Annotated in this window: 23 protein-coding genes and 1 pseudogene; 11 read left to right on the top strand and 13 right to left on the bottom strand. The window is 62.2% G+C overall.

Annotated elements, in window-relative coordinates; genetic code table 11:
• Nucleotides 1-4 precede the first annotated feature (4 nt).
• Together ACZ5Y5_RS12020 and ACZ5Y5_RS12015 are read right to left on the bottom strand one after the other, a co-directional pair.
• Nucleotides 5-406: a TadE/TadG family type IV pilus assembly protein gene (locus ACZ5Y5_RS12020; protein ID WP_464808853.1), complete on the bottom strand. Its 402-nt coding sequence runs from the start codon at nucleotides 404-406 to the stop codon at nucleotides 5-7.
• The gene (locus ACZ5Y5_RS12015) at nucleotides 403-876 is read right to left on the bottom strand and encodes a TadE/TadG family type IV pilus assembly protein (RefSeq protein ID WP_464808852.1); all 474 of its coding nucleotides are present in this window, start codon (nucleotides 874-876) and stop codon (nucleotides 403-405) included. Before ACZ5Y5_RS12015 ends, ACZ5Y5_RS12020 begins: the two co-directional genes overlap by 4 nt.
• Nucleotides 877-1,087: 211 nt before the next feature.
• Here ACZ5Y5_RS12015 and ACZ5Y5_RS12010 point away from each other — a divergent pair, with 211 nt between their 5' ends.
• Nucleotides 1,088-1,516 (top strand): membrane-like protein, encoded by a 429-nt coding sequence (locus ACZ5Y5_RS12010; RefSeq protein ID WP_464808851.1) that lies wholly within the window; start codon nucleotides 1,088-1,090, stop codon nucleotides 1,514-1,516.
• On the opposite strand, the gene ACZ5Y5_RS12005 is transcribed toward ACZ5Y5_RS12010, so the two are convergent.
• A complete protein-coding gene (locus ACZ5Y5_RS12005) occupies nucleotides 1,513-3,924 on the bottom strand; it encodes a ligase-associated DNA damage response DEXH box helicase (RefSeq protein WP_464808850.1) in 2,412 nt (803 codons plus the stop codon). The two genes, ACZ5Y5_RS12010 and ACZ5Y5_RS12005, sit on opposite strands and share 4 nt — an antisense overlap.
• Before the next feature lie 137 nt (nucleotides 3,925-4,061).
• Here ACZ5Y5_RS12005 and ACZ5Y5_RS12000 point away from each other — a divergent pair, with 137 nt between their 5' ends.
• Both ACZ5Y5_RS12000 and ACZ5Y5_RS11995 read left to right on the top strand, forming a co-directional pair.
• Nucleotides 4,062-5,387, top strand: a complete 1,326-nt coding sequence (locus tag ACZ5Y5_RS12000; protein WP_464808849.1) for a cystathionine gamma-synthase family protein — start codon at nucleotides 4,062-4,064, stop codon at nucleotides 5,385-5,387.
• Nucleotides 5,384-6,316, top strand: coding sequence for a 2-hydroxyacid dehydrogenase (locus tag ACZ5Y5_RS11995; RefSeq protein WP_464808848.1), 933 nt, complete (start codon nucleotides 5,384-5,386; stop codon nucleotides 6,314-6,316). Before ACZ5Y5_RS12000 ends, ACZ5Y5_RS11995 begins: the two co-directional genes overlap by 4 nt.
• A gap of 107 nt (nucleotides 6,317-6,423) precedes the next feature.
• On the opposite strand, the gene ACZ5Y5_RS11990 is transcribed toward ACZ5Y5_RS11995, so the two are convergent.
• Nucleotides 6,424-7,098 carry an HAD family hydrolase gene (locus ACZ5Y5_RS11990; protein ID WP_464808847.1) on the bottom strand — a complete coding sequence of 225 codons (675 nt, stop codon included), beginning with the start codon at nucleotides 7,096-7,098 and terminating at the stop codon, nucleotides 6,424-6,426.
• Between the two features lie 98 nt (nucleotides 7,099-7,196).
• Here ACZ5Y5_RS11990 and ACZ5Y5_RS11985 point away from each other — a divergent pair, with 98 nt between their 5' ends.
• The 4 genes from ACZ5Y5_RS11985 to ACZ5Y5_RS11970 are packed head-to-tail and all read left to right on the top strand — an operon-like array spanning nucleotide 7,197 to nucleotide 10,770.
• Nucleotides 7,197-8,306, top strand: a complete 1,110-nt coding sequence (locus ACZ5Y5_RS11985; RefSeq protein ID WP_464808846.1) for an ABC transporter permease — start codon at nucleotides 7,197-7,199, stop codon at nucleotides 8,304-8,306.
• Nucleotides 8,306-9,178: an ABC transporter ATP-binding protein gene (locus tag ACZ5Y5_RS11980; protein WP_464808845.1), complete on the top strand. Its 873-nt coding sequence runs from the start codon at nucleotides 8,306-8,308 to the stop codon at nucleotides 9,176-9,178. The genes ACZ5Y5_RS11985 and ACZ5Y5_RS11980 overlap by 1 nt, the downstream gene beginning before the upstream one ends.
• Nucleotides 9,179-9,181: 3 nt before the next feature.
• Nucleotides 9,182-10,144, top strand: a complete 963-nt coding sequence (locus tag ACZ5Y5_RS11975) for an MlaD family protein (protein WP_464808844.1) — start codon at nucleotides 9,182-9,184, stop codon at nucleotides 10,142-10,144.
• An 11-nt stretch (nucleotides 10,145-10,155) separates the two neighbouring features.
• Complete coding sequence (locus ACZ5Y5_RS11970; RefSeq protein ID WP_464808843.1) at nucleotides 10,156-10,770, top strand: ABC-type transport auxiliary lipoprotein family protein; 615 nt, start codon at nucleotides 10,156-10,158, stop codon at nucleotides 10,768-10,770.
• 39 nt (nucleotides 10,771-10,809) lie between these two features.
• Here the strand turns inward: ACZ5Y5_RS11970 and pepN are convergent, their stop codons facing one another.
• The 7 genes from pepN to ACZ5Y5_RS11935 all read right to left on the bottom strand — a co-directional run bounded on the left by pepN (nucleotide 10,810) and on the right by ACZ5Y5_RS11935 (nucleotide 19,274).
• Nucleotides 10,810-13,410, bottom strand: coding sequence for an aminopeptidase N (pepN, locus tag ACZ5Y5_RS11965; RefSeq protein WP_464808842.1), 2,601 nt, complete (start codon nucleotides 13,408-13,410; stop codon nucleotides 10,810-10,812).
• Between the two features lie 76 nt (nucleotides 13,411-13,486).
• The gene (locus ACZ5Y5_RS11960; protein WP_464808841.1) at nucleotides 13,487-14,413 is read right to left on the bottom strand and encodes a ParB/RepB/Spo0J family partition protein; all 927 of its coding nucleotides are present in this window, start codon (nucleotides 14,411-14,413) and stop codon (nucleotides 13,487-13,489) included.
• The gene (locus ACZ5Y5_RS11955) at nucleotides 14,410-15,192 is read right to left on the bottom strand and encodes a ParA family protein (protein WP_464808840.1); all 783 of its coding nucleotides are present in this window, start codon (nucleotides 15,190-15,192) and stop codon (nucleotides 14,410-14,412) included. The genes ACZ5Y5_RS11960 and ACZ5Y5_RS11955 overlap by 4 nt, the downstream gene beginning before the upstream one ends.
• Complete coding sequence (gene rsmG / locus ACZ5Y5_RS11950) at nucleotides 15,189-15,830, bottom strand: 16S rRNA (guanine(527)-N(7))-methyltransferase RsmG (protein WP_464808839.1); 642 nt, start codon at nucleotides 15,828-15,830, stop codon at nucleotides 15,189-15,191. Before rsmG ends, ACZ5Y5_RS11955 begins: the two co-directional genes overlap by 4 nt.
• Nucleotides 15,827-17,677 carry a tRNA uridine-5-carboxymethylaminomethyl(34) synthesis enzyme MnmG gene (mnmG, locus tag ACZ5Y5_RS11945; RefSeq protein ID WP_464808838.1) on the bottom strand — a complete coding sequence of 617 codons (1,851 nt, stop codon included), beginning with the start codon at nucleotides 17,675-17,677 and terminating at the stop codon, nucleotides 15,827-15,829. The genes rsmG and mnmG overlap by 4 nt, the downstream gene beginning before the upstream one ends.
• 57 nt (nucleotides 17,678-17,734) lie before the next feature.
• Nucleotides 17,735-19,012 (bottom strand): tRNA uridine-5-carboxymethylaminomethyl(34) synthesis GTPase MnmE, encoded by a 1,278-nt coding sequence (gene mnmE, locus ACZ5Y5_RS11940; protein ID WP_464808837.1) that lies wholly within the window; start codon nucleotides 19,010-19,012, stop codon nucleotides 17,735-17,737.
• Between the two features lie 7 nt (nucleotides 19,013-19,019).
• Nucleotides 19,020-19,274 (bottom strand): DUF6489 family protein, encoded by a 255-nt coding sequence (locus tag ACZ5Y5_RS11935; RefSeq protein ID WP_464808836.1) that lies wholly within the window; start codon nucleotides 19,272-19,274, stop codon nucleotides 19,020-19,022.
• Nucleotides 19,275-19,424: 150 nt separating this feature from the next.
• Between ACZ5Y5_RS11935 and ACZ5Y5_RS11930 the strand changes: the two genes are divergently transcribed.
• From ACZ5Y5_RS11930 to ACZ5Y5_RS11920, 3 genes and pseudogenes are all read left to right on the top strand, one after another.
• Complete coding sequence (locus ACZ5Y5_RS11930; RefSeq protein ID WP_464810539.1) at nucleotides 19,425-20,123, top strand: dienelactone hydrolase family protein; 699 nt, start codon at nucleotides 19,425-19,427, stop codon at nucleotides 20,121-20,123.
• A gap of 15 nt (nucleotides 20,124-20,138) precedes the next feature.
• Complete coding sequence (locus ACZ5Y5_RS11925; protein WP_464808835.1) at nucleotides 20,139-21,107, top strand: quinone oxidoreductase family protein; 969 nt, start codon at nucleotides 20,139-20,141, stop codon at nucleotides 21,105-21,107.
• 35 nt (nucleotides 21,108-21,142) lie between these two features.
• Nucleotides 21,143-22,164 (top strand): annotated as a pseudogene (locus ACZ5Y5_RS11920) (phytanoyl-CoA dioxygenase family protein).
• Nucleotides 22,165-22,184: 20 nt separating this feature from the next.
• On the opposite strand, the gene ACZ5Y5_RS11915 reads toward ACZ5Y5_RS11920, so the two are convergent.
• Together ACZ5Y5_RS11915 and rho are read right to left on the bottom strand one after the other, a co-directional pair.
• On the bottom strand, nucleotides 22,185-22,907 hold the full coding sequence (locus ACZ5Y5_RS11915) for a YjbE family putative metal transport protein (protein WP_464808834.1): 723 nt from the start codon (nucleotides 22,905-22,907) through the stop codon (nucleotides 22,185-22,187).
• A gap of 22 nt (nucleotides 22,908-22,929) precedes the next feature.
• Complete coding sequence (rho, locus tag ACZ5Y5_RS11910) at nucleotides 22,930-24,186, bottom strand: transcription termination factor Rho (RefSeq protein WP_464808833.1); 1,257 nt, start codon at nucleotides 24,184-24,186, stop codon at nucleotides 22,930-22,932.
• A gap of 280 nt (nucleotides 24,187-24,466) precedes the next feature.
• Here rho and ACZ5Y5_RS11905 point away from each other — a divergent pair, with 280 nt between their 5' ends.
• Entirely contained in the window at nucleotides 24,467-25,414 is a 948-nt protein-coding gene (locus tag ACZ5Y5_RS11905; RefSeq protein ID WP_464808832.1) for a retroviral-like aspartic protease family protein, read from the top strand.
• The last annotated feature ends 1 nt before the right edge of the window (nucleotide 25,415 follow it).

The following is a 25,415-nucleotide window of genomic DNA, read 5'->3' as shown; positions in this document are numbered from 1 at the left end:
GGCTTCAGCTGGTGACATAGGCTCTGCGGGTTTCCGAGAGCGCGATGGTCTTGCTGCCGATCACGTAATTTATCGACATATTGTAACCCATGGTGATCGTCACATAGCTCGGCGTTCCGCTGGTGAACGTGACCGTTGGCGCAACGATGTTCGCCGGGTCCATCCCGAATCGCTTGGCGGCTATTCTTGCCTGAATGTCCGCCTCGCTCGGCTTGGGCCAAGTTGTCGCATATCGCGCCGCATCTTCGACGGTGCTACGGAGCCCTGCCTGGGCGTAAAAAAGGATGCCCAGTGTCGGAATGGCAATCAGCATGCCCAGCAACACCGGCGCGACAAGAGCGAATTCGAGCAGGCCGACCCCACGGCAGTCCCGTACAATCTGATGGAGCAGACGGAAGAATCTCATTGGATTCTCAGAACGCCAGTGACGGAGATCGGGATGACGCCGTTTGCATTTCCAAACATGCGCGTCAGCGGGCTCAGGGCAAAGGACGGCGTGAAGTTCGTCGAAATCTGAATCTGCGTATAGCGCGCGACTTCGCCCGACGCGCAGGGACTGGAACTTGTATTCCAGCTGGTCGCCGTTCCTCCGCATTCCAGCGTCTGGGTTACCGTCACCGCACTGGTAGCGACATCCGCCTGGGCCGCTGCCTGTGCCTGTATGTCACTCGCGGTCGTAGTCGGACCGCCCATCCATGACATTTCCAGACCGCGATTGACCGCCTGCTGAATCTTCATTTTAGCAGCACCGTAGCGGGCGATGTCCACCGTCCCCATGATGGTGAGGGCAAGAAATGGCGCGACAAGGGCCGTCTCCACCAGGGCGACGCCCTTGGTTTCGCTAATCAGCAATCGGCCTAAAATAGCGGACAGCATGGAAAATCCCCTACGCACAGGAGATTTTCTACTCGCGCATGCTGATCATTCGCTTAAATAGCATGGTTAACTTAGCGTTAACAGCAGCTGCCGAGACCCACATATACCCAAGGGTATATTTATGAAGTGTTAAAAGGGAGGTGAAGCTATGAAAGCTTGGCTGTTTCTGGCGGGCATGCTCCTTTTGACCGGGTGCGGCCGTAAAGAAACAATGGGGGACTTATCCCCCAATGATGCGCCTGCCGTCGCTACCGCCATCGTCGATCGGCCCGCGGTGCCTCAAATTTCCGTTACCCCGGTCTCACGGGACGCAGATCAATCATCCCCCTCTCATGTCGATACGACTCCGCTCAGCAGCGAGACACGCTATCGCGCGTTGGGGACGGAGCCTTTCTGGGCGGTGACGGTCAAGGGATCGACGGCCACGCTGGAACGGCCGGACAAGACGCCTGCCCATTACGCCATCACCCGTGCGGATGACGGCCGGACCGTGCGCTATCTGGGCGACGGATTTTCCATGGTCGTGACTGACGGCCCCTGCAGCGACGGCATGAGCGACGCGCATTGGGCCGACCGAGTGGCCGTGTCGTTCGGCGAGGGAACGTTGAAGGGCTGCGGCGGCGTCCGCGAGGACTTCTAGTCGGTCCGCATAGCTTCGGCGACCAGCGCTTCCGCCTCGATCAGCAGCGCGTCTTCCGCCGCCGTCTGCGCCACCTGCTCGCGGCCGATCAGGATCAGCACCGGCACGGCAAGCGGGCTCACTCGATCAAGATCGACATGCAGCATCGTAGCCGATGCGCGGTCAATCAGATCGCCCAGCCGTCCCACATCCGTCATCCGCGCCCGCGCATCGGCCCAGGCAGCCTTTATCAGCAGGTGATCGGGCTGATATTTGCGCAGCACTTCGTAAATGAGGTCGGTCGAGAAGGTGACCTGCCGCCCCGTCTTGCGCTTGCCCGGATGCTGGCGCTCGATCAGCCCTGCGATCACCGCCACATCGCGAAACGCCCGCTTCAGCAGGCTCGACTGCTCCACCCATTCGACAAATTCATGGTCGAGTATGTCGGCGGAAAAGAGGCTTTGCGGATCGGTCACTGGCTTCAACCCGTAGACAGCCAGCGCATAGTCGTTCGACACAAAGCCAAGCGGCATCAGCCCCTGCGCATCCATGCGGCGAGTCAGCAGCATGCCCAGCGACTGGTGCGCATTCCAACCTTCAAAACTGTAGCAGACCAGATAATGGCGGCCTTCATGGGGGAAGGTCTCGATCAGCAGCTGCCCAGGCTCAGGCAAGGCCGACCGGTATTTCTGCACTTCCAGCCAATCGCGCACATCGTCCGGGAAACGATGCCACTCCTCGGGCTCCGCCAGGAAATGGCGGACCCGATCGGCAAGCCGCGTGGACATGGCCATGCGCGTGCCGCCCCAGGTCGGTATGCGCGCCTGTTTGGACGTCGCGCGCACGACAAGGTCGGTCAGGTCCATCCGCACCACCTCCAGCGCGGTGCCGGAGAAAAAGAAGCTGTCGCCGGGCCGGAGCGTGGCGGCGAACCCCTCCTCCACCGTGCCAAGCTTGCGGCCGTTGGCGAAGCGCACGTCGAGCACCGGCTGATCGACGATGATGCCAGCGTTCAACCGATGCTGCTGAATGAAGCGCGGGTGCGACACGCGCCAGATGCCGTCCGCCTCATGCGTCAGCCGCTTGAAACGATCATAGGCCCGCAGCGCATAACCCCCGCCCTCGATAAAGTGGAGGACATTGGCGAACCCTTCATCGGTCAGCGCGCTGTAGGGCGTCGCGGAGCGGATCTCCGACAGCAATTCCTCTTCTCGAAAGGGCGCGGCGCAGGCCAGCGCCATCACATGCTGGGCCAGCACATCCAGGCTACCGGGGCGGAAGTCGTCGGCGTCGCGCTCTCCCTCCTCCACGGCATCAAGCGCCGCGCGAGCTTCCAGATATTCGAAGCGGTTGCCGGGGATGAGGATGGCTTCGCTCGGGCAGTCCAGCCGGTGGTTGGCGCGGCCGATGCGCTGGAGCAGGCGCGACGAACCCTTGGGCGCGCCCATTTGGATCACGCAATCGACATTGCCCCAGTCGACGCCCAGATCGAGGCTGGCCGTAGCGACAAGCGCCCGCAGCCTGCCCGCCGCCATCGCTGTCTCCACCTTCCGCCGCGCCTCGACCGACAGGCTGCCATGATGGATGGCGATCGGCAGGTTCGCCTCATTCACCGTCCACAGTTCCTGAAAGATGAGTTCGGCAAGCCCGCGCGTGTTGCAGAAGACCAGCGTTGTTTGCCGTCGCTCGATCTCGGCCATCACCTGCTTCGCGGCATATTTGCCCGAATGCCCCGACCAGGGGATCCGTCCTTCGGGAATGAAGATCGCGACGTTCGGATCGGCGCCCTGCTCCCCGATCACGGGCGTCACGCTGTTGATATCGCCATCCGGCGCGAGCCATGCACGGTAGGCGTCCACATCGGCGACCGTGGCCGAAAGCGCCACGCGGCGCAGGTCCGGGTTGATCCTTTGCAGCCGCGCGAGCGACAGGCTGAGCAGGTCGCCGCGCTTTTGCGTGGCGAAGGCATGGACCTCGTCGATGATCACCGTCTTGAGTTGCGCGAATATCAGGAAGCTGTCCGAATAGCTCAACAGCAGCGATAGCGATTCGGGCGTGGTCAGCAGGATCTGCGGCGGCCGCGCACGCTGGCGCGCCTTGCGGTCGGAGGGCGTGTCGCCTGTCCGGGTTTCAACGCGGATCGGCAGCTCCATTTCCTCGATCGGCGTCAACAGATTGCGGCGCACATCCACCGCGAGCGCCTTCAGCGGCGAGACATAGAGGGTATGAAGCCCCTCAACCGGGTTATTGATCAGATCGACCAGCGTAGGCAGAAAGCCCGCCAGCGTCTTGCCCGCCCCCGTCGGCGCGACCAGCAAGGCATGCTCACCCGCCCGGGCGGCGGATAGCATATCCAATTGGTGGCGACGCGGCGTCCAATCGCGAGAAGTGAACCATTGCTCCAGCGGTTCAGGTAGGGCTCGGCTCATGAAGGGGATGTAGGGTGGCCGACATGCGCTGTCACGGGGCAGGCCAGTTAAGCAGCTGTGGCTCTTTGCCGCGCCAGCGCGTTACACTCCCATAGAGGACGCGGCGCAGCAGCAGCCGCCCAAGCAGGAGTAGTGCGATGACCGGCGAAACCGAGGCCGATCTCACCGGTGCAGAACCCGCCGGCAACCGCCGCCGCCCCAAAGCCGCGATCATGGAGATCAACGGCCGCAAGCTGAAGCCCGCGACGCTGATGATGGGCCATGGCTATGATCCCACTCTGTCCGAAGGATCGTTGAAGCCGCCCATTTTCCTCACCTCCACCTTCGCTTTTGAAAGCGCAGCGGCTGGCAAACGCCACTTCGAAGGCGTGACGGGCATCCGCCCCGGCGGCTCCGAGGGGCTCGTCTATTCCCGCTTCAACGGACCGAATCAGGAAATTGCCGAAGACCGGCTGTCGGTGTGGGAGGAGGCAGAGGACGCCCTGCTTTTTTCCAGCGGCATGTCTGCTATCGCCACGACCCTGCTCGCCCTGGTCCAGCCCGGCGACGTCATCGTGCATTCAGCGCCCCTCTATGCCGCAACCGAAGCGCTGATCGGACGCATCCTCGGCAAATTCGGCGTGCAATGGCTCGATTTCCCAGCTGGCGCGACCGAAGAAGAGATTGGCGCGGTCATCGAACAGGCTAAGGGGCTGGGCCGCGTGGCGCTCATCTATCTGGAGAGTCCGGCCAATCCGACCAATGTCCTGGTCGATGTGGAAGCGGTGGTGGCGCGGCGCGATCACCTCTTCGCTGGGGAAGCGCACATCCCGCCGGTCGCGATCGACAATACCTTCCTTGGTCCGCTGTGGCACCATCCGCTCGCCCATGGCGCGGACCTGGTGATCTACAGCCTCACCAAATATGCGGGCGGTCATAGCGATCTGGTCGCGGGCGGCGTGCTGGGGCCCAACGCCCTCATCAACACCATCCGGCTGATGCGCAATACGATCGGGACGATCCTGGACCCGCACAGCGCCTGGATGCTGCTGCGTAGCCTGGAGACACTGGAATTACGGATGAACCGCGCAGGTGAGAATGCCGCCAAGGTCTGCGGCTGGCTGAAGGATCAGCCGCAGGTGGAAAAGGTCGTCTATCTCGGATTCCCCGAGACGGAACGGCAAGCCGACATCTACCGCCGGCATTGCACCGGCGCGGGATCAACCTTCTCGCTCTACCTGAAGGGCGGCGAGGCCGAAGCCTTCGCCTTTCTCGACGCGCTCAAGATCGCCAAGCTCGCCGTCAGCCTCGGCGGCACGGAAACGCTCGCCAGCCACCCGGCGGCTATGACACATTTGTCCGTCCCTGCCGAACGCAAGAAGGCGCTGGCGATCAGTGACAATATGGTGCGCATCTCCATCGGCTGCGAGGATGCCGACGACCTGATCGCCGACTTCGCCCAGGCGTTGCAGGCGGTGGGATGAGCGCGGCCCGTCCCGTCATTCTGATCGGCCAACCGCTGCTCTCGCCATTGGTGCCGCTGCTGGAGCCGCATTATGATGTCCTGCCCCTGTGGCAGGACGAAGGCACGAACCGGCGGAGCGAGGCGCGAGCCATCATCTGGGCAGGAGAATTCGCCCTATCCCCTGCCCTCCTCGACTCCATGCCGCAGCTTGGCCTCATAGCTTGCTTTACCGTCGGCTATGACGGGGTCGATCTCCAGCTGGCGCGCGAGCGGGGCATTGCCGTGACGCATGGCGGCGACGCCAATGCCGAGGATGTCGCCGACCATGCCATTGGCCTGATACTGGCGCATCGCCGCTGGATCGTCGAAGGCGACCGAGACTTGCGCGCGGGCCTTTGGACACCGGAATCGAAGACGCGCATCCGCTCCATGGGCGGCGCACGGCTGGGGATCGTGGGCATGGGGCATATCGGCCAGGCTGCCGCCCGCCGGGCCGAGGTGATGCGGATGCGCGTCCATTGGTGGGGGCCGCGCCACAAGCCTGACCTTCCCTGGCCTCGCACCGCCAGCCTGGAGGTTTTGGCGCGGGCAAGCGACATCCTGCTCGTCACCGCGCGCGCCGATGCAGACAATCGCGGCATGATCAACGCTGACGTCATGGATGCGCTCGGCCCGGAAGGGCTGCTTGTCAACGTGGCGCGCGGGCAGTTGGTGGATGAAGCGGCATTGAGGGACGCTCTGCGCGAAGGCCGGTTAGGCGGAGCGGCGCTGGATGTGTTCGAACAGGAACCGACCCCCGCCGCCCTATGGGCCGATGTGCCGAACTGCGTGCTGACGCCGCATATCGGCGGCGCGACCGATGAAGCGGTCGGGCGCATGGCGCATATGCTGCTCGCTAATCTGGAAGCTTATTTTGCCGGGAAGCCGCTGCTGTCGGCGGTCAGTTGATGCTCCAGAAGCTCCGTCATCCCAGCGGTAGCCGGAATCTCAAACGACGCGATACAGCTCAAGAGATCCCAGCTTTCGCTGGGATGGCGCGCTCGGTGGCGACCGATCTACCGCCAATCCACGCGCGTCCAGCCGCGCTGCGTCGCCAGCTTCGCCAGCGGCTTGTGCGGGTTGGACGCGAAGGGCATGTCGGCAAATTCCAGCATCGGCGCATCGGACACATGGTCCGAATAAGCGCGAATCTGCGCCTGCCCGCGATCGATCGCTTCGGCCGCCATCCATGCCTTGATCATCCGCAGCTTGCCCGTGTCATAGCAATTCTCGCCCGCGATCTTGGCGCGGACATAGCGCAGGTCCTGGCTCAGATGATCGGTTGCGATCACCGCGTCAAAGCCCAAACGCCGCGCGATGGGTTCGACATAAAGGCGGTAGGATGCGGTAGCGAGCACCAGCCGGTAGCCATCCGCTTTGTCGCGGGCGATCTGATCAAGCGCCCCGGCCCGAACATTGGTCGTCACCACCTTTGCCGCGTAGCTCTCGACATGGGGCATCAACTTCGCCCGCTCGACATTATAGCCGATCATCAGCGCCTGGTTCAGTTCCTTGAGGCGCTGCCGGCTGATGAGCTTCACCACATAGGCCAGCATCAGCAGGATGACGCACGGAAACAATATCAGCCGCCATGGAGCCATCGCCTTCGCGACGTGGATAAGAAAGCCGGTATAGGTGCCGGAAAAGGTGACCGTACGGTCCATATCGTAGATTGCGAGACGGTGCGTCATGCCGTTTCCGAAACTTTTGAGCCCTGCTATCGTTCTATCGTGCGGATGGGCCGTTTCGGCTTGCCGTGCAACCGATAATGGACCACTAAACCGCCTTGATGAACAAAGCCGCCGATCTTGTCGAAGAAACGCGCGATGGCGGTACTGTCATTCGGCTTCTGGGGCATCTCTCCATCGCTTGCCTGCGCGATCTGCCTGCGCGGCTGGACGCCATATCCGGTCCTGTCGAAACGATCGATCTGTCGGGCGTGGAGCATATGGACACGATCGGCGCCTGGACCGTGCATCGCACTGCCAAGCGGCTGAACTGCGGCGTCAGCGGCGGCGACGAAGATGCGCAGCGGCTGGTCGAGGCAGTCGGCAATTTGGACGAGCCGGTCAACATCCGACCCGATTATGTCCCGCCGATGCGGCGCGTCGTCGGCCAGATCGGCGAAGCTGTCGTCAATGCGGGTTCGACCCTGGTCGGCCTGGTCGGCTTTTTCGGCAGCACGCTGGTGGCCACCTGGAACGTCATCCGCCATCCCAGCCGCTTTCGCGTCAACGCAGTGGTGCAGCGGTTCGAAGTGGTCGGCGTTTCGGCGCTCGGCATCATCGGTCTGATGAGCTTCCTGATCGGCATCGTCATCGCGCAGCAGGGATCGGTGCAGCTGCGCCAGTTCGGCATGGAGATGCTGACGATCAACCTCGTAGGCCGCCTCACCTTCCGTGAACTGGGCGTGCTGATGACGGCAATCATGGTGGCGGGCCGTTCCGGTTCAGCCTTCGCGGCCCAGCTCGGCACCATGAAGCTGACCGAAGAGATCGATGCCATGCGGACGATCGGCGTGTCGCCGATGGAGGCGCTGGTGCTGCCGCGAACGCTCGCGGTTGTCATCATGATGCCGCTGCTCGGTTTCTATTCCTCGATCGTGGCGGTGATCGGCGGCGGTTTCCTGTGCGCCGTCTCCCTCGACATTCCACCCATCACCTTCATCCAGCGGCTGCGCGAGGTCGTGCCCATCACCGACCTTTGGGTTGGCCTGCTCAAGGCGCCCGTGTTCGGCATCATCATCGCACTAGCCGGCTGTTTCCAGGGCATGCAGGTGAAAGCCAATGCCGAAGAAGTCGGACTGCGCACGACGTCGGCGGTGGTGCAGGCTATCTTCCTCGTCATCGTCATCGACGCCTTTTTCGCCGTCTTCTTCACCTGGCTGGGATGGAACTGATGGCGCCCGAAGAGGAAATCGCCGCCGAGGAAGCGCGGGTCGAAAAGGCGGTCGAGAAAAGCGACATCGCCATTTCCGTGCGCAACCTCAAGAACAGCTTCGGCGACCAGGTTGTGCATGAGGGGCTGGACCTCGACGTCCGGAAGGGTGAGATCATCGGCGTGGTCGGCGGGTCGGGCACGGGCAAGTCGGTGCTCATGCGATCGATCATCGGCCTGCAGACACCCGATGAAGGCGAAATCCATGTGTTCGGCGAATCGATGATCGGCCGCCTGGATGATGAGGCACTCGCCATCCGTAAGCGTTGGGGCGTACTGTTCCAGGGCGGCGCATTGTTCTCCACGCTGACGGTCGCCGAAAATGTCGAAGTGCCGATCCGGGAATATTATCCCAATATCGGCGCACAGCTTCGCGACGAAATTGCCGCCTACAAGATCCGCCTGACCGGCCTCCCCGCCGAGGCGGGACCCAAATACCCTGCTGAGCTGTCCGGCGGGATGAAGAAGCGCGCAGGGCTGGCCCGCGCCCTGGCGCTCGACCCCGACCTGCTCTTCCTCGACGAACCCACGGCGGGCCTCGACCCGATCGGCGCGGCGGCATTCGACGATCAGACCCGCAAATTGCAGCAGACGCTGGGCCTCACGGTCTTCCTCATCACGCATGATCTCGACACGCTCTATTCGATCTGCGACCGGGTGGCTGTGCTGGCGGATAAGAAGGTGATCGCGGTCGGCACCATCGACGAGTTGCTGGCGACCGATCACCCCTGGATTCAGGAATATTTCAACGGTCCTCGCGGCCGCGCCGCAACGGCGGCAGTCAACCGCGAACGAGAGAAGACGGCCGCACAGCCGTCGGACGGAAGGCGATAGGATATGGAAACCCGCTCCAACCATGTTCTGGTGGGCACGGTCACGCTGCTGCTGCTGGCGGCCATCATGATCGCCGCCTTCTGGTTCTCGCGCCTCTCAGAGGGCGACAACATGGAATATGACATCTTCTTCAAGCAGTCGGTGAACGGCCTCGCCAAGGGGTCGAGCGTCAACTATTCGGGCGTCCCTTCCGGCCAGGTCGAGAAGATCGAGTTGTGGAAGCGCGATCCCAGCTTCGTGAAGGTCCGTATCTCGGTGAAGGAAGGCACGCCGGTCCTGCAAGGAACCACCGCGACCATTTCGGGCGTCGGCTTCACCGGCGTTAGCGAGATCGTGCTGGACGGCGCCGTCAAGGGCGCTCCGCCGATCACCTGCCCGGAACAAAATCCCCTCACCGCTTGCCCCGACGGCGTGCCGGTCATTCCGACCAAGCCTGGTGCGCTCGGCGAACTGCTCAACAATGCGCCGCAATTGCTTGAGCGACTCTCCACATTGACCGAGCGTCTGACGGAGTTGCTGAACGACAAGAATCAGCAATCGATCGCGGGCATCCTCGCCAATGTCGAGCGTGTCTCGGGCGCGCTTGCCGACCGCAGCCCCGAAATCGCCGCCACGCTTGCCGAGGCGCGGGTCGCGGTGCAGCGCACCGGCATCGCTGCAGAGCAGATCGGCAAGCTGGCTGCGACCACCGACTCCATGCTGACGGATGAGGGTAAGCCGCTGATGGCCGATCTGCGCAAGAGCGTGCAGTCCGCCACCCGCAGCATCGACACGCTCGACAAGACGATCGCCGAAGCCCAGCCGGGCGTTCGCGCGTTCAGTAACCAGACGATTCCTGAAGTGAACCAGTTGGTGCGCGACCTGCGCGAAATGTCGCGTGCCTTTCGCGGCGTCGCGGAAAAGCTCGACCAGCAGGGTGCAGGCTCGATCGTCGGATCGCCCAAATTACCCGATTACAAGCCATGAGAGGGAGCGCGATGATGTTCCACAAGAAACCTGCCGCCGTTCCGCTCGCCCTGGCCCTCGCTGCCGCGCTTTCGGGCTGCGTCTCGTTCGGCGGCAAGCCGCCCGAGCGGCTACTGTCGTTGGACGCAGCGCAGAAGGTTGCGCCCGGCACTCTGCGCACTGTCGCGGCAGGCACCACGATCACGGTCGCCGATCCCGAAGCGCCCAAGCTGTTGGATACGGTGCGGGTGCCGGTCCGCACGTCACCAACCTCGATCGCCTATGTGACCAAGGTGCAGTGGGCGGACACGCCCCGTCACCTGTTCCAAAAGCTGTTGTCGGAAACCATCGCCGCCACCAGCAACCGCGTCGTCCTCGATCCCGGCCAATATTCGGCCGATGCTGGACAAAGGCTGATGGGCGAACTGGTCGAATTCGGGCTGGACGAAGCCAGCAACAATGCCGTTGTTACCTATGACGCCATTCTTGCAGGCCCGGGCGGTACCGCCCTTGCGCGCCAACGCTTCACCGCCAGCGCACCGGTGGGGGGGAAGATCGATGCGGGCAACATCGGTGCCCCGCTGAACCAGGCCGCGAACAAGGTCGCAAGCGACGTCGCCGCCTGGCTCGCGACGACCGGCCGCTGACCGTTTGTCATCCCGGCCGCGGCCGGGATGACCACAGCTTTACCCCAGACTTTTGCTCACCTGCTCGGTCACGTCCTTCGACAGACCTGGTTCAGCCAGGATGCGCTCCAACTCTCCCCGCATCAGCGCAGCACGCTCTTCATCGAAACGCCGCCAGCGGCCCAGCGGCGGCACGAGCCGGGCCGCAGTCTGCGGGTTGAGCTTATCGAGAGCGATGATGCAGTCGGCGACCAGCTGGTATCCCTTGCCCGACTTATGGTGGAACGCCCACTGATTCCCCGCAAAGGCGCCATAGAGCGACCGGACGCGATTGGGGTTGGACAGGGTGAAATCAGGATGCCGCCCCAGCTCCTCGACCAGCTCGATGGTCTCGGGGTGGAAAGCGAAGGCCTGGGTCTGGAACCATTTGTCCAGCGTCAGCGCATCGTCGCGATAGCGATGGTAGAAAATATCGAGCGCAGCCTCCCGTTCGTCGCTCGTTCCATTGGCCAGCGTCGCCAGCGCTGACTGCCGCTCGGTCATATTGTCGGCCTCGTCGAATTGCGAAAAGGCCACTGCCGCCCCATCGGTAGCGCCAGACGCCACCAGGTAGATAAGGGCCGTGTTCCGCAGCTTGCGCGCGCCCTTCGCGGCGGGAGAGAGCGAAAAGCCGTTGGCCTTCGTCTTGGCATGGATATCACGCCATAGCGGCTCCAACTCTTCCCCCACGCGCCGCTGCAGCGCCTCGCGCGCAAGGTGGATGGCATCCGGATCGACTTGCGCCATCTGATCGCCCAAATAGGCTTCGCTCGGCAACCGGATGCCCTCCGCGATAAAGGCCGGGTCGAGATGGGGATCGACAATCGTATCGCGGATGGCAGCAACCACTGCCGCCTCGTCCACATTTTGCCCGCCGATTCGGCCGACAAGCACATTGACCATCAGCTGCTGCATCGCTTCATAGCGGGCGAAGGGATCATCATCATGTGCCGACAGGAAAGCCAGATCAGCTTGGCTGCGGTCGGTTGTGACGATCACGGGCGCGGAAAAGCCGCGGTTGATGGATAGAATCGGCGACTCTGCGAAACCTTCAAAGCTGAAGCTCTGCTGCGCCTCGGTGAGCATCAGCAGCGTTTCGCCCTTATTCGTACCCGCAACCCGATCAAACAGGGCCGTGCGGAGCGGTATCGCCATCGGCTGCTTGTCCGGCTGGCCAGGCGTCGGCGCGATGCTCTGCTCCAACAGCAGTTCGACGGTCTGCGTCACAGCGTCGTGTCGCAGGGTAGCGCGAACATTAGGCGTGCCTGCCTGTTCATACCAGCGGCGGAACTGGCGAAGGTCGATCCCGCCGCCCTCCTCCATCGCGCGGACGAAATCCTCACAGGTCGCAGCTTGCCCGTCGTGCCGCTCAAAATAGAGATCGGTGCCCGCCCGGAACCGCTCCGGGCCGAGCATCAACGCCATCATACGGATCAGCTCCGCGCCCTTGTTGTAGATGGTCGCAGTGTAGAAATTGCTGATTTCTATATAGGATTCGGGACGGACAGGGTGAGCCAATGGCCCGGCGTCCTCCTGGAACTGCGCCGCCCGCAGAACACGAACATCCTCGATCCGTTTGACTGCATGGCTACCCATGTCCGCCGAGAAATTCTGGTCCCGAAAGACGGTGAAGCCTTCCTTCAGGGAAAGCTGGAACCAATCACGGCAGGTAACGCGGTTGCCTGACCAATTGTGGAAATATTCATGCGCAACCACGCCTTCGACGCCGTCATAGTCGATGTCGGTGGCCGTCTCCGGATCAGCCAGAATGTAGCGCGAATTGAATATGTTAAGGCCCTTATTCTCCATCGCGCCAAAGTTGAAATCGGCGACGGCGACGATGTTGAATACGTCCAGGTCATATTCGCGGCCATAGACGCGCTCGTCCCAAGCCATGCTGTTCTTCAGCGCTTCCATCGCATGATGCGTGCGAGACAGATCCGCTTCCTTGACCCAGATGCCCAGCTTCACCTCGCGCCCGCTCATCGTCACAAAGACGTCTGCATTGCAGGCGAGATCTCCGGCGACGAGCGCGAAGAGATAGCATGGCTTTGGGAATGGATCGTTCCAGCGCGCCCAGTGCCTTCCATCGGCCACAGTGCCCTGCTCGACCGGATCGCCATTGGCCAGCAACACCGGAAAACGGGCCTGATCAGCCTCCATGCGAACCGAATAGCGAGACAATATGTCGGGCCGATCGGGGAAGAAGGTGATGCGGCGGAAACCCTCTGCTTCGCATTGGGTGCAAAGCAGCCCGCCACTGGCGTAAAGCCCCATCAGCTTGCTGTTATTTACGGGCGCGAGTTCGACAAGCGTTTCGATCTGATGCGCGTCTCCCGTCAGGGGGATGACCAATGCGCCCTGCTCCAACGACCATTGCCCCCTCTCCAGGGGACGGCCATCCACCTTCACCTCCAGAGGGGTAAGCCCATCGCCGTCGAGCTTCAGGGCGCGGTCATGGTCGCCATTGCGCGTAACGCTCAGCACGGCGCGGACCAGCGTACGCGCGGGGTCGAGGGCAAAATCCAGGCTGATTTCGGGCACCAGCCAATCCGGCGGACGATAGTCCTGGCGGCGGATGATGGTGGGAGCGGCGGCGGAGGTGGATTGCATGTCGGCCATGACAGCAACCTAAGAAGCCGCCAATCAAAAGGCCAGTAGGGGCATCGATCTAATTAGGTCGTTCCTCGCAGACGGATCAAATCCGCTCCCCCGAAAGGCGTTGGCATAGCATGTCCAACTGGTCGAGCGTTGAATAGCGCAGCGACAGCGTGCCGCCTCCGCCCTCACCATGACCGATGTCCACCTTGACACCCAAGATGTCGGCCAGATGCTGCTCCAGCGCTTCAATATCGGCATCCTTGCCATTCGAAGGCGCAGCGCTACGAGCGCGCGGAGCCGCACCTTCGCCCTTTTTGGTGCGGCGGACGAGGTCCTCCGTTTCGCGGACCGACAGACCCTTGGACTCGACCGTGCGGGCAAGCACTTCGCAGTCCGGTGCGCCGATCAAGGCGCGGGCATGGCCCATCGATAGCTTCTGTTCAACCACCTGCTGCTGCACCGGGCCGGGCAGATCGAGCAGGCGGATGAGATTGGCGATATGGCTCCGCGATTTGCCGACAAGGCGCCCAAGCGCTTCCTGGCTGTGGTTAAAGTCGGCGATCAGCTTGCGATACGCCTCCGCCTCTTCAATCGGGTTCAGGTCTTCCCGCTGGATATTCTCGACCAGCGCAATTTCCAGCGTTTCCGCTTCATCGAAGTCGCGAACGATCGCAGGAATTCTATGCAGCTGCGCCCGCTGCGCGGCACGCCAGCGCCGCTCTCCCGCGACGATCTGGAACCCGCCACCATGCGGCCGGACAATGATGGGTTGGATGACGCCGCGCTTACCGATGCTGTCGGCCAGCTCTGCCAACGCTCCATCGTCAAAGTGACGACGCGGCTGTTCAGGATGGGGCTGGATCAGCGCGACTTCGATGCTCTGAATGGCTTTGGTCGATGCGGAAGGCGTCGCTGAAGCCACTGGTTCCTCCCGCGCGACGTCGCCGAGCAACGCAGACAAGCCCCGGCCCAGTCCTTGCGGCCGCTTCACCACCTTCAGCCTTTCGTCATTGTCGCCGCTCACGCCGCAGCCTCCTGCCGGGGAAGGCGCGAAATCAATTCACGAGCTAAACGCATATAGGCTTCTGATCCTGAGCAGCGGAAATCATAGATAAGGGCTGGAACGCCATGACTGGGAGCCTCTGACAACCGGACATTGCGTGGAATAACGGTGGAAAACACCAAGTCTCCCAAACAGGCACGAACATCGTCCGCCACCTGTTCAGTGAGACGGTTTCGCCGATCATACATGGTCAGGGCCACCCCAAGGATTGATAAGCCGGGATTAAACCGGCCACGGATACGCTCCACTGTCTGCAGCAACTGAGACAGGCCCTCCAGCGCGAAAAATTCACATTGCAGCGGCACAAGCAGCGACTGAGCCGCCACCATGGCGTTGATAGTCAGCAAACCCAAAGAAGGTGGGCAGTCGATCAGACAAATATCCCACCGGCCCGATTGCGCCTCATTCAGCACCCGTTCTAGGCGATGCGTGCGTTCCTCATATTCAATCAGTTCAATCTCGGCACCGGACAAATCTTGCGTTGCGGGCACAATGTCGAGCTTGGGAACGCGCGTCGCCAGGACGGCATCTTCAACGCCGCAATTGCCAACGAGCAAATCATAACTTGAGCGCGACCGATCCGACTGGTTGACGCCCAGCCCAGTCGATGCGTTGCCTTGGGGATCAAGGTCGATCAGCAATACCCGCAATCCCGTCGCGGCGAGGCCAGTCGCCAGATTGATGGCGGTAGTGGTCTTTCCAACCCCGCCTTTTTGGTTGGCGATGGCAATGCGGATCATCCTCGACCTTTCTTGCTCATAGGCATTACCGAGCGCGCTACGATGATGGCGCTATCTGGATCGGTGACGCTTCGTTCCACGTGAAACACACCTTGCCATGTTGGTCGCGCCGCCTCCAGTTCATTTTCAGCATTTCGTCCCTTTGGCAGCACCCAAATCGTCCGGTCGCTGGACAAATGATGCGCAGACGACAGCAGTCGTGGCAGTGGAGCATAAGCCCGCGCACTTATCACGCCAGCTGGAGTCACATTAGCGCTCTCCACTCGACCTCCGAAGATCGTGGCATGCGCCAGACCCAGTTCCCCCACGACGCGTGACAGGAACTCGATCCTCTTCCGCCGTGATTCAATCATCAACACAGGACGCGGCGAGAGAACCGCAACGACTATGGCAGGCAGCCCCGCGCCGGACCCAAGGTCAATCCAAGGTCCATCTACCACATCATTGGCAAGCGGCAGTAGTTGCGCAGAGTCGACGATATGCCGTGCCCAGATATGATCCCTTGTGGATTCCGCGATCAGGTTCTGAACCGCCATCTCCTCGAGCAGCAGAGCCACATAGCGATCGAGCAGTCCCATTGTTTCACGTGAAACATGAAGCTCGCTTTTCAACCAAGCCTTGGCCTCTTCTTCGGTCATGCGGCGCGGCGCCTTACATGTACCAGAAGTGCGGCAAGGGCGGCTGGCGTAATACCCCTGATCCGCCCGGCGGCGGCAAGCGTGTCAGGCCGCGCCCGCTCTAACCGTTCGACCATTTCGCTCGACAGCCCCCCGATAGAGATAAAGTCGAAGTCGACAGGAATCTGCACACGCTCATTTCGTCGCAGATCCGCGATCTCCGCAGCCTGCCGTTCGAGATAGGGCGCGTAATGAGCGTCCTCCAGAATTTCGTCACGCAGATCTTCATCAACCGCCTGCAGCGACGGCGCAAAAGAGGATAGCAACTCTGGAGACACTTCAGGGAATCGAGCCCAATCAAACAGGGTGCGGCGCGCCCCATCCTGGCGCACCGCTGCTCCGGCCTTTGCCATTTCAGTCGCGGTCATTGGGCGATCCAATTCTGCTTCCACCATCTGCCGCTGCCGCGCACGGATCTCATAGTAAGCGCAACGCTCCGGGCCGATAATGCCATGAGTACGTCCGATGTCTCCTAAGCGGGTTCCCGCATTGTCAGCTCGCAGCCGCAGACGATATTCGGCACGAGCGGTCAGCATGCGGTACGGCTCAGTAACCCCCTGCAGCACCAGATCGTCAATCATCACGCCGATATAGCTGCTCGCGCGATCGAGGATTAGCGGCTCCTCTCCACGCGCGCGAGCGGCAGCATTGACACCAGCAATCAGCCCTTGCGCGGCTGCCTCTTCATAACCCGTGGTCCCATTAATCTGGCCCGCGCAGAACAGCCCTGGCACTTCCCGCATTTCCAAACTGGCATCAAGCGCGCGCGGATCGATATGGTCATATTCCACCGCATAGCCCGGCACCACGATCTCGGCTCGCTCCAGGCCAGTCATTGATCGCACCATCGCCAGTTGGACATCGGCGGGCAAAGAGGTGCTGATGCCGTTTGGATAAACGAGATGATCTCCCAGCCCTTCTGGTTCGAGGAAGATCTGATGACCATCACGATCGCCAAACCGCATGACCTTGTCCTCGATCGAAGGACAGTAGCGCGGCCCCCGCCCTTCGATCGCCCCGCTGAACAACGGTGAGCGGCCGAGCCCTGCGCGGATGATCTCATGTGTGGCATTGTTCGTGCGGGTTATCGCGCAGCTTAGCTGCGGCAAGCATCGCCCCTGCGAGAGCGCCGACATGGTCCAGCTGCCGCCGTCAGAGGGCTGCTCTTCCAATATCGCCCAGTCGATTGTCCGACCATCCAGCCGGGGCGGCGTCCCGGTCTTCAAGCGGCCAATGGGTAGTCCCAACTCCCGCAACTGAAGACCCAGTGCCGTTGCAGCTCGCTCTCCGGTTCGCCCGCCCGTACTAATATCCTCGCCGCGAAAGAGCTTGCCACCCAAGAATGTGCCGGTCGCAAGAACGACGGATTGGGCAGCCAAGCGGCGCCCGCCCGCCAACTCCAACCCGCTGACTTCCCCGTTCGTCAGCAGCAAGGCAGACGCTTCGCCCTCGACAACCTCCAACCCAGCCTGAGTGCCGATCATGCGGTGTATGGCGGCACGGTAATGGGATCGGTCAGCCTGAATACGCGGCCCCTGGACGGCCGCGCCTTTGCTGCTGTTGAGCATGCGATAATGAATCGCCGCCGCGTCGGCCGCCCGGGCTATCAACCCGTCCAGCGCATCAACCTCCCGCACCAGATGCCCTTTGCCCAGACCTCCAATCGCGGGATTGCACGACATGGCCCCGACGGTCGATTTCTCAAACGTCAGCAGGGCCACCCGCGCGCCCTTGCGCGCTGCGGCAGCCGCCGCCTCACAGCCGGCATGGCCGCCGCCTACCACGATCACGTCAAACGCTGTCTGCATGGCGCGCCCATATCAGAGTTGGGGGACGCTGGTCAAAACTGTTCCACGTGGAACAGTTTATTTGCCGATACAGAACCCGGAAAAAAGATGGTCCAGCATATCTTCAGTGCTCGCCCGGCCCGTCAGGCGGTCGACCGCCGATCTCGCTTGCCGCAATTCTTCGGCGATTATCAGAAGGTCTGCGCTGCCCACCGCTGCCTGTATATGATCGCACAGCAAGCGGACCCCGGCGCGCTGCCTTTCATGCAACGCATAGTCGCCTGTGGACGGCAGCAACTTTGATGCTCGCTCAACCAACAGCGCCACAAGCTGATCCATCCCTTCTCCTGTTACGGCAGAGATCGGCATACCGGCATTCGCTTTGCGCCGGTCACTCTGTGCAGCAACATGGATGGCATCCGCCCGTGGCAGCTGTTCGGCGTCCCCCAGCCAGAGGATGATATCGGCCGCATCAAGAGCCGCCCGTGCGCGATCCATACCGATGGACTCGATGACATCTGTGGTGTGGTCCCGAAGCCCGGCTGTGTCAGTAAACAAAAATGCCGTGCCGCCCAGAGCCGCTGGTACTTCAATGCGGTCGCGGGTAGTGCCCGCTATGTCCGACACGATGGCGGCCTCGCGCCCAACGAGCGCGTTCAGTAATGTTGACTTGCCTGCGTTCGGAGGCCCAGCAAGCACTACCTTTATCCCGTCCCGCAGCCGCTCCGCCGATGGCGCATTCAGCGCTTCCCGCAACTCGTCCGCCAATTCTGCCAAGCCAGTGACGATGCGCGCTTCAACCCCATCCTCCGGCACGTCGTCTTCGTCGGAAAAGTCCAGCGCGGCCTCGGCCATGGCTGACAGATTGAGCAGTGCCGCCTGCCACCCTTCGATCCTGCGCGAAAAATGTCCCTCGGTCATAAGCAGCGCGGCGCGGCGCTGCTGCTGCGTTTCCGCTGCCAGCAAATCGGACAGGCCCTCAACCTCGTTCAGGTCCATCCGTCCATTCTCGAACGCCCGGCGCGTAAATTCCCCAGGCTCAGCGCGGCGCAGACCCGGCATCGCCCCTAAGGCGTCTTCCACGCCCGCGATAACGGCACGCCCGCCGTGGCAATGAAGTTCCGCCAGATCTTCGCCCGTAGCGGTGCCAGGACCCGGCAGCCACAATATAAGTGCACGATCTAATGGAGTGTCGTCACGAAAGTCGGTCAGCAACATCAGCCGAGCGCGACGGGGCGGAGGGACCTTGCCCGTCAGCAATTCAAGGGCTTGGTGCGCCGAAGCTCCGCTGATCCTGATGACGCCGATGCCCGCAGGCGGAGCGCCGCTCGACAGCGCAAATATAGTGTCAGTCACATGCAGCTTAGGCTTTGTCGCCATTCTTCCCGGCAACGCTCGCCATTCCGATATCCATCATCTGCCGGAACAAACGCATGCCCGCGTCACCCAGCGGAGAGAAGCTTTTGAACATCGTTTCCATCTGCTCGACATTGGCGATGCCATCGAAGCTGTCCAAGACTGTTTTCACATATTTATCGTGGATGGGCGTAACGTCGGGCAGGCCCAAAAAAGTCCGCGCTTCGGCAGGGGTGCAATCTACGTCCACTGTCACTTTCATCGTCGGCACCCTCTTGCTGCGGCCATTGCATCGTCATGCCGCAACATGGGCCATAAAGGCAAATAATTTGGCCTTTTGGGCTGTTGGCCGCCCCGGAAAAGACCATTATGCCTGCACAAGACCCAAGACATAATGGAAAGGATTTCCGCCATGGGAGCATTTACCTCCATCTCCACACTGGAAGGCGACGGCCAGTTTGACGTGTATGTGGCGCGCCCGTCGGCGACGCCGCGTGCTGCAATTATCGTCATTCAGGAAATCTTCGGGGTGAATGAAGGCATTCGGCGGAAATGCGATCATTGGGCGCAGCAGGGATATCTTGCGCTGGCACCGGATCTCTTCTGGCGAGACACGCCCCGTGTTGAACTGGACGCGGACGTGCCTGAGCAATTCCAGGATGCGATCAGCCATATGCAGAAGCTCGATCAGGACGGCGCCATCTACGACATTGAAGCGACCATCAAAGCGGCACGCGCCGAAATGGGTGGCAGCGGCAAAGTCGGCGTGGTCGGCTATTGTCTGGGCGGGCGCCTGACCTTCATGGCCGCCTGCCGGACCGATGGCGACGCTTTCGTGGCCTATTATGGCGTGGGCATCGATAATCTGCTCGGCGAACAGCACGCGATCGGCAAGCCTACAATGCTGCACATTCCGACTGCAGACGGCTTTGTCCCGCCGGAGGTGCAAAAGACGATGCATGAAGGCTTGAAGGACAATCGCCATGTCACTCTTCACGACTATGAAGGGCTTGACCATGGTTTCGCTGCCGAAATGGGTGCCCGCCGTAACGAAGAGGCGGCGCAGCTTGCGGACGAGCGCACTGCGAACTTCTTTGCCGCCCACCTCTAATCGAAAGGTCCAGCGATGACCCAGGCCTGGCGCATGGTGGCCCGCTCGACGGGCGGCCCCGAAGTTATCCAGCGGGAAGCGTTTGCCCCCCCCAGCCCAGCTGCAGGTGAAGTGCTGATCGCGCAGGACGCTGTCGGCCTGAACTTCATCGATACCTATTATCGTTCAGGATTATACGCGGCGCCCCTGCCTCTAACGCTCGGCGTCGAAGGCGCGGGCTATGTCGCGGCCGTGGGTCCGGGCGTCGCGGGTATCCATGTCGGGGACAAGGCTGGCGCTGCGGGCGGTCTGGGCGCCTATGCCACGCACCGCATCGTTGCGGCCGATCGCGTCATCAAGATTCCCGACGACATCGGCACGGATGAAGCGGCCGCCTTGATGCTCAAAGGCATGACCGCCTGTGTTCTCGCTGAAGACGTTCTGCCTCTGCAGCCTGGTCAGGTAGCGCTCGTCCATGCTGCTGCAGGTGGTGTCGGATCGGTGCTGGTGCCCTGGTTGCGGGACAAGGGCGTCGTCGTCATCGGCCACAGCGGCTCGGCGGAGAAGGCCGTGACGGTACCAGCCGACCACAGCCTGCATGGACCCTTCGCGGAACTGGCGGAGCAGGTGCGAGCACTGACGGGCGGCCGGGGCGCAGATGTCGTCTATGATGGCGTGGGCAAGGACAGTTGGGGCGCATCGCTGGCATCACTCAAGCGGCGCGGTATGATAGTAAGCTACGGCAATGCGTCAGGCCCCGTGCCCCCTATCACATTGCTGGAGCTGAGCCGCGCCGGATCACTCTACGTCACCCGTCCTACCGTGTACGACTATGTCGCCACGCGCGAAGAACTGGATCATGTCACCGCCCGTCTGTTCGATCGCGTGCGGCGCGGCATCGTCCGGCCTCTCATCGGCCAGCGCTTCGCGCTGGAGGACGCTGCTGAGGCGCACCGCCAGCTGGAGGCGAGACAAACCGTGGGCAGCACTTTGCTGGTGCCATGACGCCGCCGGATCGCTCCACCGGGCTCGCCTGACCCATGCACCATTCGATCCATGCACTCCTCGCGCCTTTTTGGGCGGCGCAGCTCTTCACCGGCGCCAAATCTTTCATTGATAATCCTCTGTTGGGTTCGCCGCGTCTGAATGCCCTGGGACTGCATGCCGCGCGCGTCCGTGCCGCCAGTGCCTTGGCTCGCTGGCGGCGGGGCGGGTTAGCGTCGCATATAGCGCCGGAAGACCGCGAGCGCTTCGATCGGGACGGCGTCGTCGAAATCCGCGATTTCCTGCCCCTGAGCTGTTCGAGCAACTCAGGCAGGAACTGCTCGGCTTTCGCGGCGCGGCGCGGGAAACGGTGCAAGGCGACACGATCACCCGCCGAATAGCGGTCGACATCGAAATGCAAAAGGCTGCACCGGCGGTCCGTCATTTCGTCCGGCATCCACGCTGGCGGGCACTTGCCCGCTACGTGGCCAGCTTCAACATGGAACCTCTGCTGTACCTGCAGTCGATTCTGCCCCACCGTCATGAGGCGCCGCCGGACCCGCAACTGCAGTTCCACGCCGACACATTTCACCCGGCGATGAAGGCTTGGTTCTTCCTGAATGACGTCCCCCTCGAACAAGGCCCCTTCGCCTATGTGCGAGGGTCACACCGGCTGACCCCTGAAAGGCTGGCATGGGAAAGAAGCCGCAGCCTTACGGCGCGCGATGGCAGCTGTCGGCTGTCAGGCCGCGGCTCGCTGCGCATCGGGGAAGAGGAACTGGAAGGCCTTGGCCTGCCGCAACCGACGATCTTCGCCGTGCCGGCGAACACGCTGATCGTCGCAGACACATTCGGTTTTCATGCCCGCTCGCCCGCCAATACGCGAGAGCCGCGGGTGGAAATATGGGCGTATAGCCGCCACAATCCCTTTCGGCCGTTGCGCGGCCTGGATGTGGGGAGCCTGCCGGGCATCGCTGAACGGCGGATTAGCTGGCGCTGGCGATTAGCCGATATGGCCAGCGGGCTGGTCAACCAACCCTGGCGTGCGGTGGGCTTGAAGCGGGCGGCGGACGACTGAACAGCCGTCCGCCGCAGGCTTCAGACGAACAGCGTCAAAATGCCGACCTGATGATCCACAATGCCCTCGTAGATCATCTTGACCGCGACATAGATGATCACGGCAAGGCCGATATAGGCGATCCAGCGGAAGCGCTCGATATATTTGGCGATGATGTTCGCTGCGACGCCCATCAGGGCCACGGACAGAATCAGGCCGATGATCAGGATGCCCGGGTGATCCCGCGCGGCCCCCGCGACCGCCAGGACATTGTCCAGGCTCATCGACACGTCGGCGACGGCCACGGCCCAGGCTGCCGCTGCAAAGCTCTTGGCGGGCCGCAGGCCGGAAATATCATCGTCGCTGGTATCGTCTGGGGTATCGCCGCCCCGCTTGGGATGCAGCTCGCGCCACATCTTCCAGCTGACCCACAGCAGCAGCAAGCCGCCCGCGAGGATCAGGCCGACAATCTGCATCAGCTGCGTCACGACGAGCGCGAATCCGATCCGCAGGACCAGCGCGGCGATGATACCGATCATGATCACGCGCTGTCGCTGCTGCACCGGCAGACCGGCGGCCAGAGCGCCGACGACTATAGCATTATCGCCCGCCAGGAGGACGTCGATCATCAGCACCTGGCCAAAGGCAGCCAGCGCGGCTGGAGAACCGATATTGCTGAAATCGTTGACGATATGCGCCCATATGTCGGCGGGCGATCCCAGCCCCTGCGCGGCGGCAGCGGCAGTCGTGATAAGGTCGAGCATGGCGGCCTAACGAAGCTCCCGCTTACTGGTTCATCGAATCGAAGAAGTCTTCGTTGGTCTTGGAATCCTTCATCTTGTCGAGCAGGAATTCCATCGCATCCACGGTGCCCATCTGCATCAGGATGCGGCGCAGCACCCACATCTTGGAAAGCTTGGCCTTGTCGACCAGCAGCTCTTCCTTGCGGGTGCCGGACTTGCCGACGTCCAACGCCGGGAAGATGCGCTTGTCCGCCACCTTGCGGTCCAGCACGATTTCCGAGTTGCCGGTGCCCTTGAACTCTTCGAAGATGACTTCGTCCATGCGGCTGCCGGTATCGATCAGCGCGGTCGCGATGATCGAGAGCGAACCACCCTCCTCGATGTTACGGGCAGCGCCGAAGAACCGCTTGGGACGCTGCAGGGCGTTGGCGTCCACACCGCCGGTCAGCACCTTACCGGAGCTGGGAACGACGGTGTTGTAGGCGCGGCCCAGACGGGTGATCGAATCGAGCAGGATCACCACATCCTTCTTGTGTTCCACAAGGCGCTTGGCCTTTTCGATCACCATTTCGGCGACCTGCACATGGCGCGACGCGGGTTCGTCGAAGGTCGAGGATACAACCTCACCTTTCACGCTGCGCTGCATGTCGGTCACTTCTTCCGGTCGCTCGTCGATCAGCAGCACGATCAGGAAGACTTCGGGATGATTGTCGGTGATCGCCTTGGCGATATTCTGCAGCAGCACCGTCTTACCCGTGCGCGGCGGCGCGACGATCAGCGCGCGCTGTCCCTTGCCCTGCGGCGAGACGATGTCGATAACGCGGGCCGACTTGTCCTTCACGGTGGGGTCGAGCGTGTCGAGCACCAGCTTCTGGGTAGGATAAAGAGGCGTCAGATTGTCGAAATTGACGCGGTGGCGGACGACTTCGGGATCATCGAAATTGACCGACATGAGCTTGGTGAGAGCGAAGTAGCGCTCGCCATCCTTGGGCGCGCGAATCTCGCCTTCCACCGTGTCGCCGGTGCGCAGGCCGAACTTACGGACCTGGTTGGGCGAAACATAGATATCGTCGGGGCCGGCGAGAAAATTCGCCTCCGGGCTGCGCAGAAAGCCGAAGCCGTCCGGCAGCACCTCGATCGTGCCCTCACCCATGATCTGCTCGCCATTCTCGGCCTCAGCCTTCAGGATCGCGAACATCAGGTCCTGCTTGCGCAGGGTCGACGCGCCTTCGACACCCAATTCCTCTGCCATGGTGACAAGGTCGGCGGGCGATTTCTTCTTGAGGTCCTTTAGGTGCATTCGACTTGAGTCCGATGGAGAGAGATGAGGAAGGGATTCGAAAATCTAGGGAGAGCTGCCCGGTATGAAGAACACGGGAGACTCCGGCGCTGGACGGCCGGGATAGACCGTCCGCGTTTAGCGATCAGCCAGCCCCCAAGTCAAGGCGCACAATCGCCTCTCGCAAGGGAAATGAGCGCTAGAGCAGCCGACGTTCGGCAGAAGGTGCGACAGTTGCGGCGATGGACCGAGACGACGCCTTCATGCTATGAAGGGCCATAACAGCCGGAGAGGTGAGGGCATGAGACATTTTCCTCTCGTCCCCGCAATTGCCGCCCTGACATTCAGCGTCTCTACGGTTGCGCAGACACCCTCTGCGAGCGATCCCCCGGCCGTCGTGCGCACGGTCCCGGGCAGCGATGACCGCGTTTCAATTCCGATTCACATCGGCGGCAAGGGACCATGGAACTTCATTGTCGATACCGGCTCGCAACGCACCGTCATCTCCCGCGACCTTGCCGAACGCCTCGCCCTTCCGGCGCGGCGCTCCGTGACCATCGTGGGCATGGCTGGCCGCAGCGATACGCGCACCGTCGCGGTTCCGCAGCTTGGCTATGGAGACGCGACCATCGATGACATCGAAGCTCCGGTGCTGGAGGCAGACAATCTGGGCGCCGCGGGTCTGCTTGGCCTCGACAGCCTGCACGCCAAGCGCCTGCTGCTGAATTTTCGCACCGGCCGCATGGAGATCGGCTCCAGCCGCCCGAAATGGCGCGATCCCAACGCCATCATCGTCGAAGCGCGCCGCCGCAGGGGGCAGCTCATCCTGCTCCACTCCGACGCCAACGGGCTCAAGGTCAACATCATCCTCGACACCGGCACGCATCTCAGCGTCGGCAATCTCGCGCTCCGCGACAAGCTCATCGCCAAGAAACGCGCTCCCGCCATGAGCCAGGTCAGCCTGCTGAGCGTGACCGGTGAGACGTTGACCGGGCAGCTGGGGCGGATCGGCCGGATTCGCATGGGCCCTATCGCCCTGACCGATCTGCCCGTCATGTTCGCTGATGCGCAGCCTTTCCGCGAGCTGGGACTGCAGGACAAACCCGCCCTGTTGCTCGGCATCCAGGCGCTCAAGATGTTCGACCGAGTCGCGATCGATTTCGGCCGCGGCAAGGTCGATTTCCTGATGCCCGACGGCAGCGCACTGGATAGGCAGCGCTTCGCCGCTACCCCACGCCAAGCCGGTTAGC

Source organism: Sphingobium sp. TomTYG65 (assembly GCF_055395525.1).
Note: the sequence above shows the minus strand (reverse complement) of the source record. Positions and strands in the feature narration are given on the sequence as shown.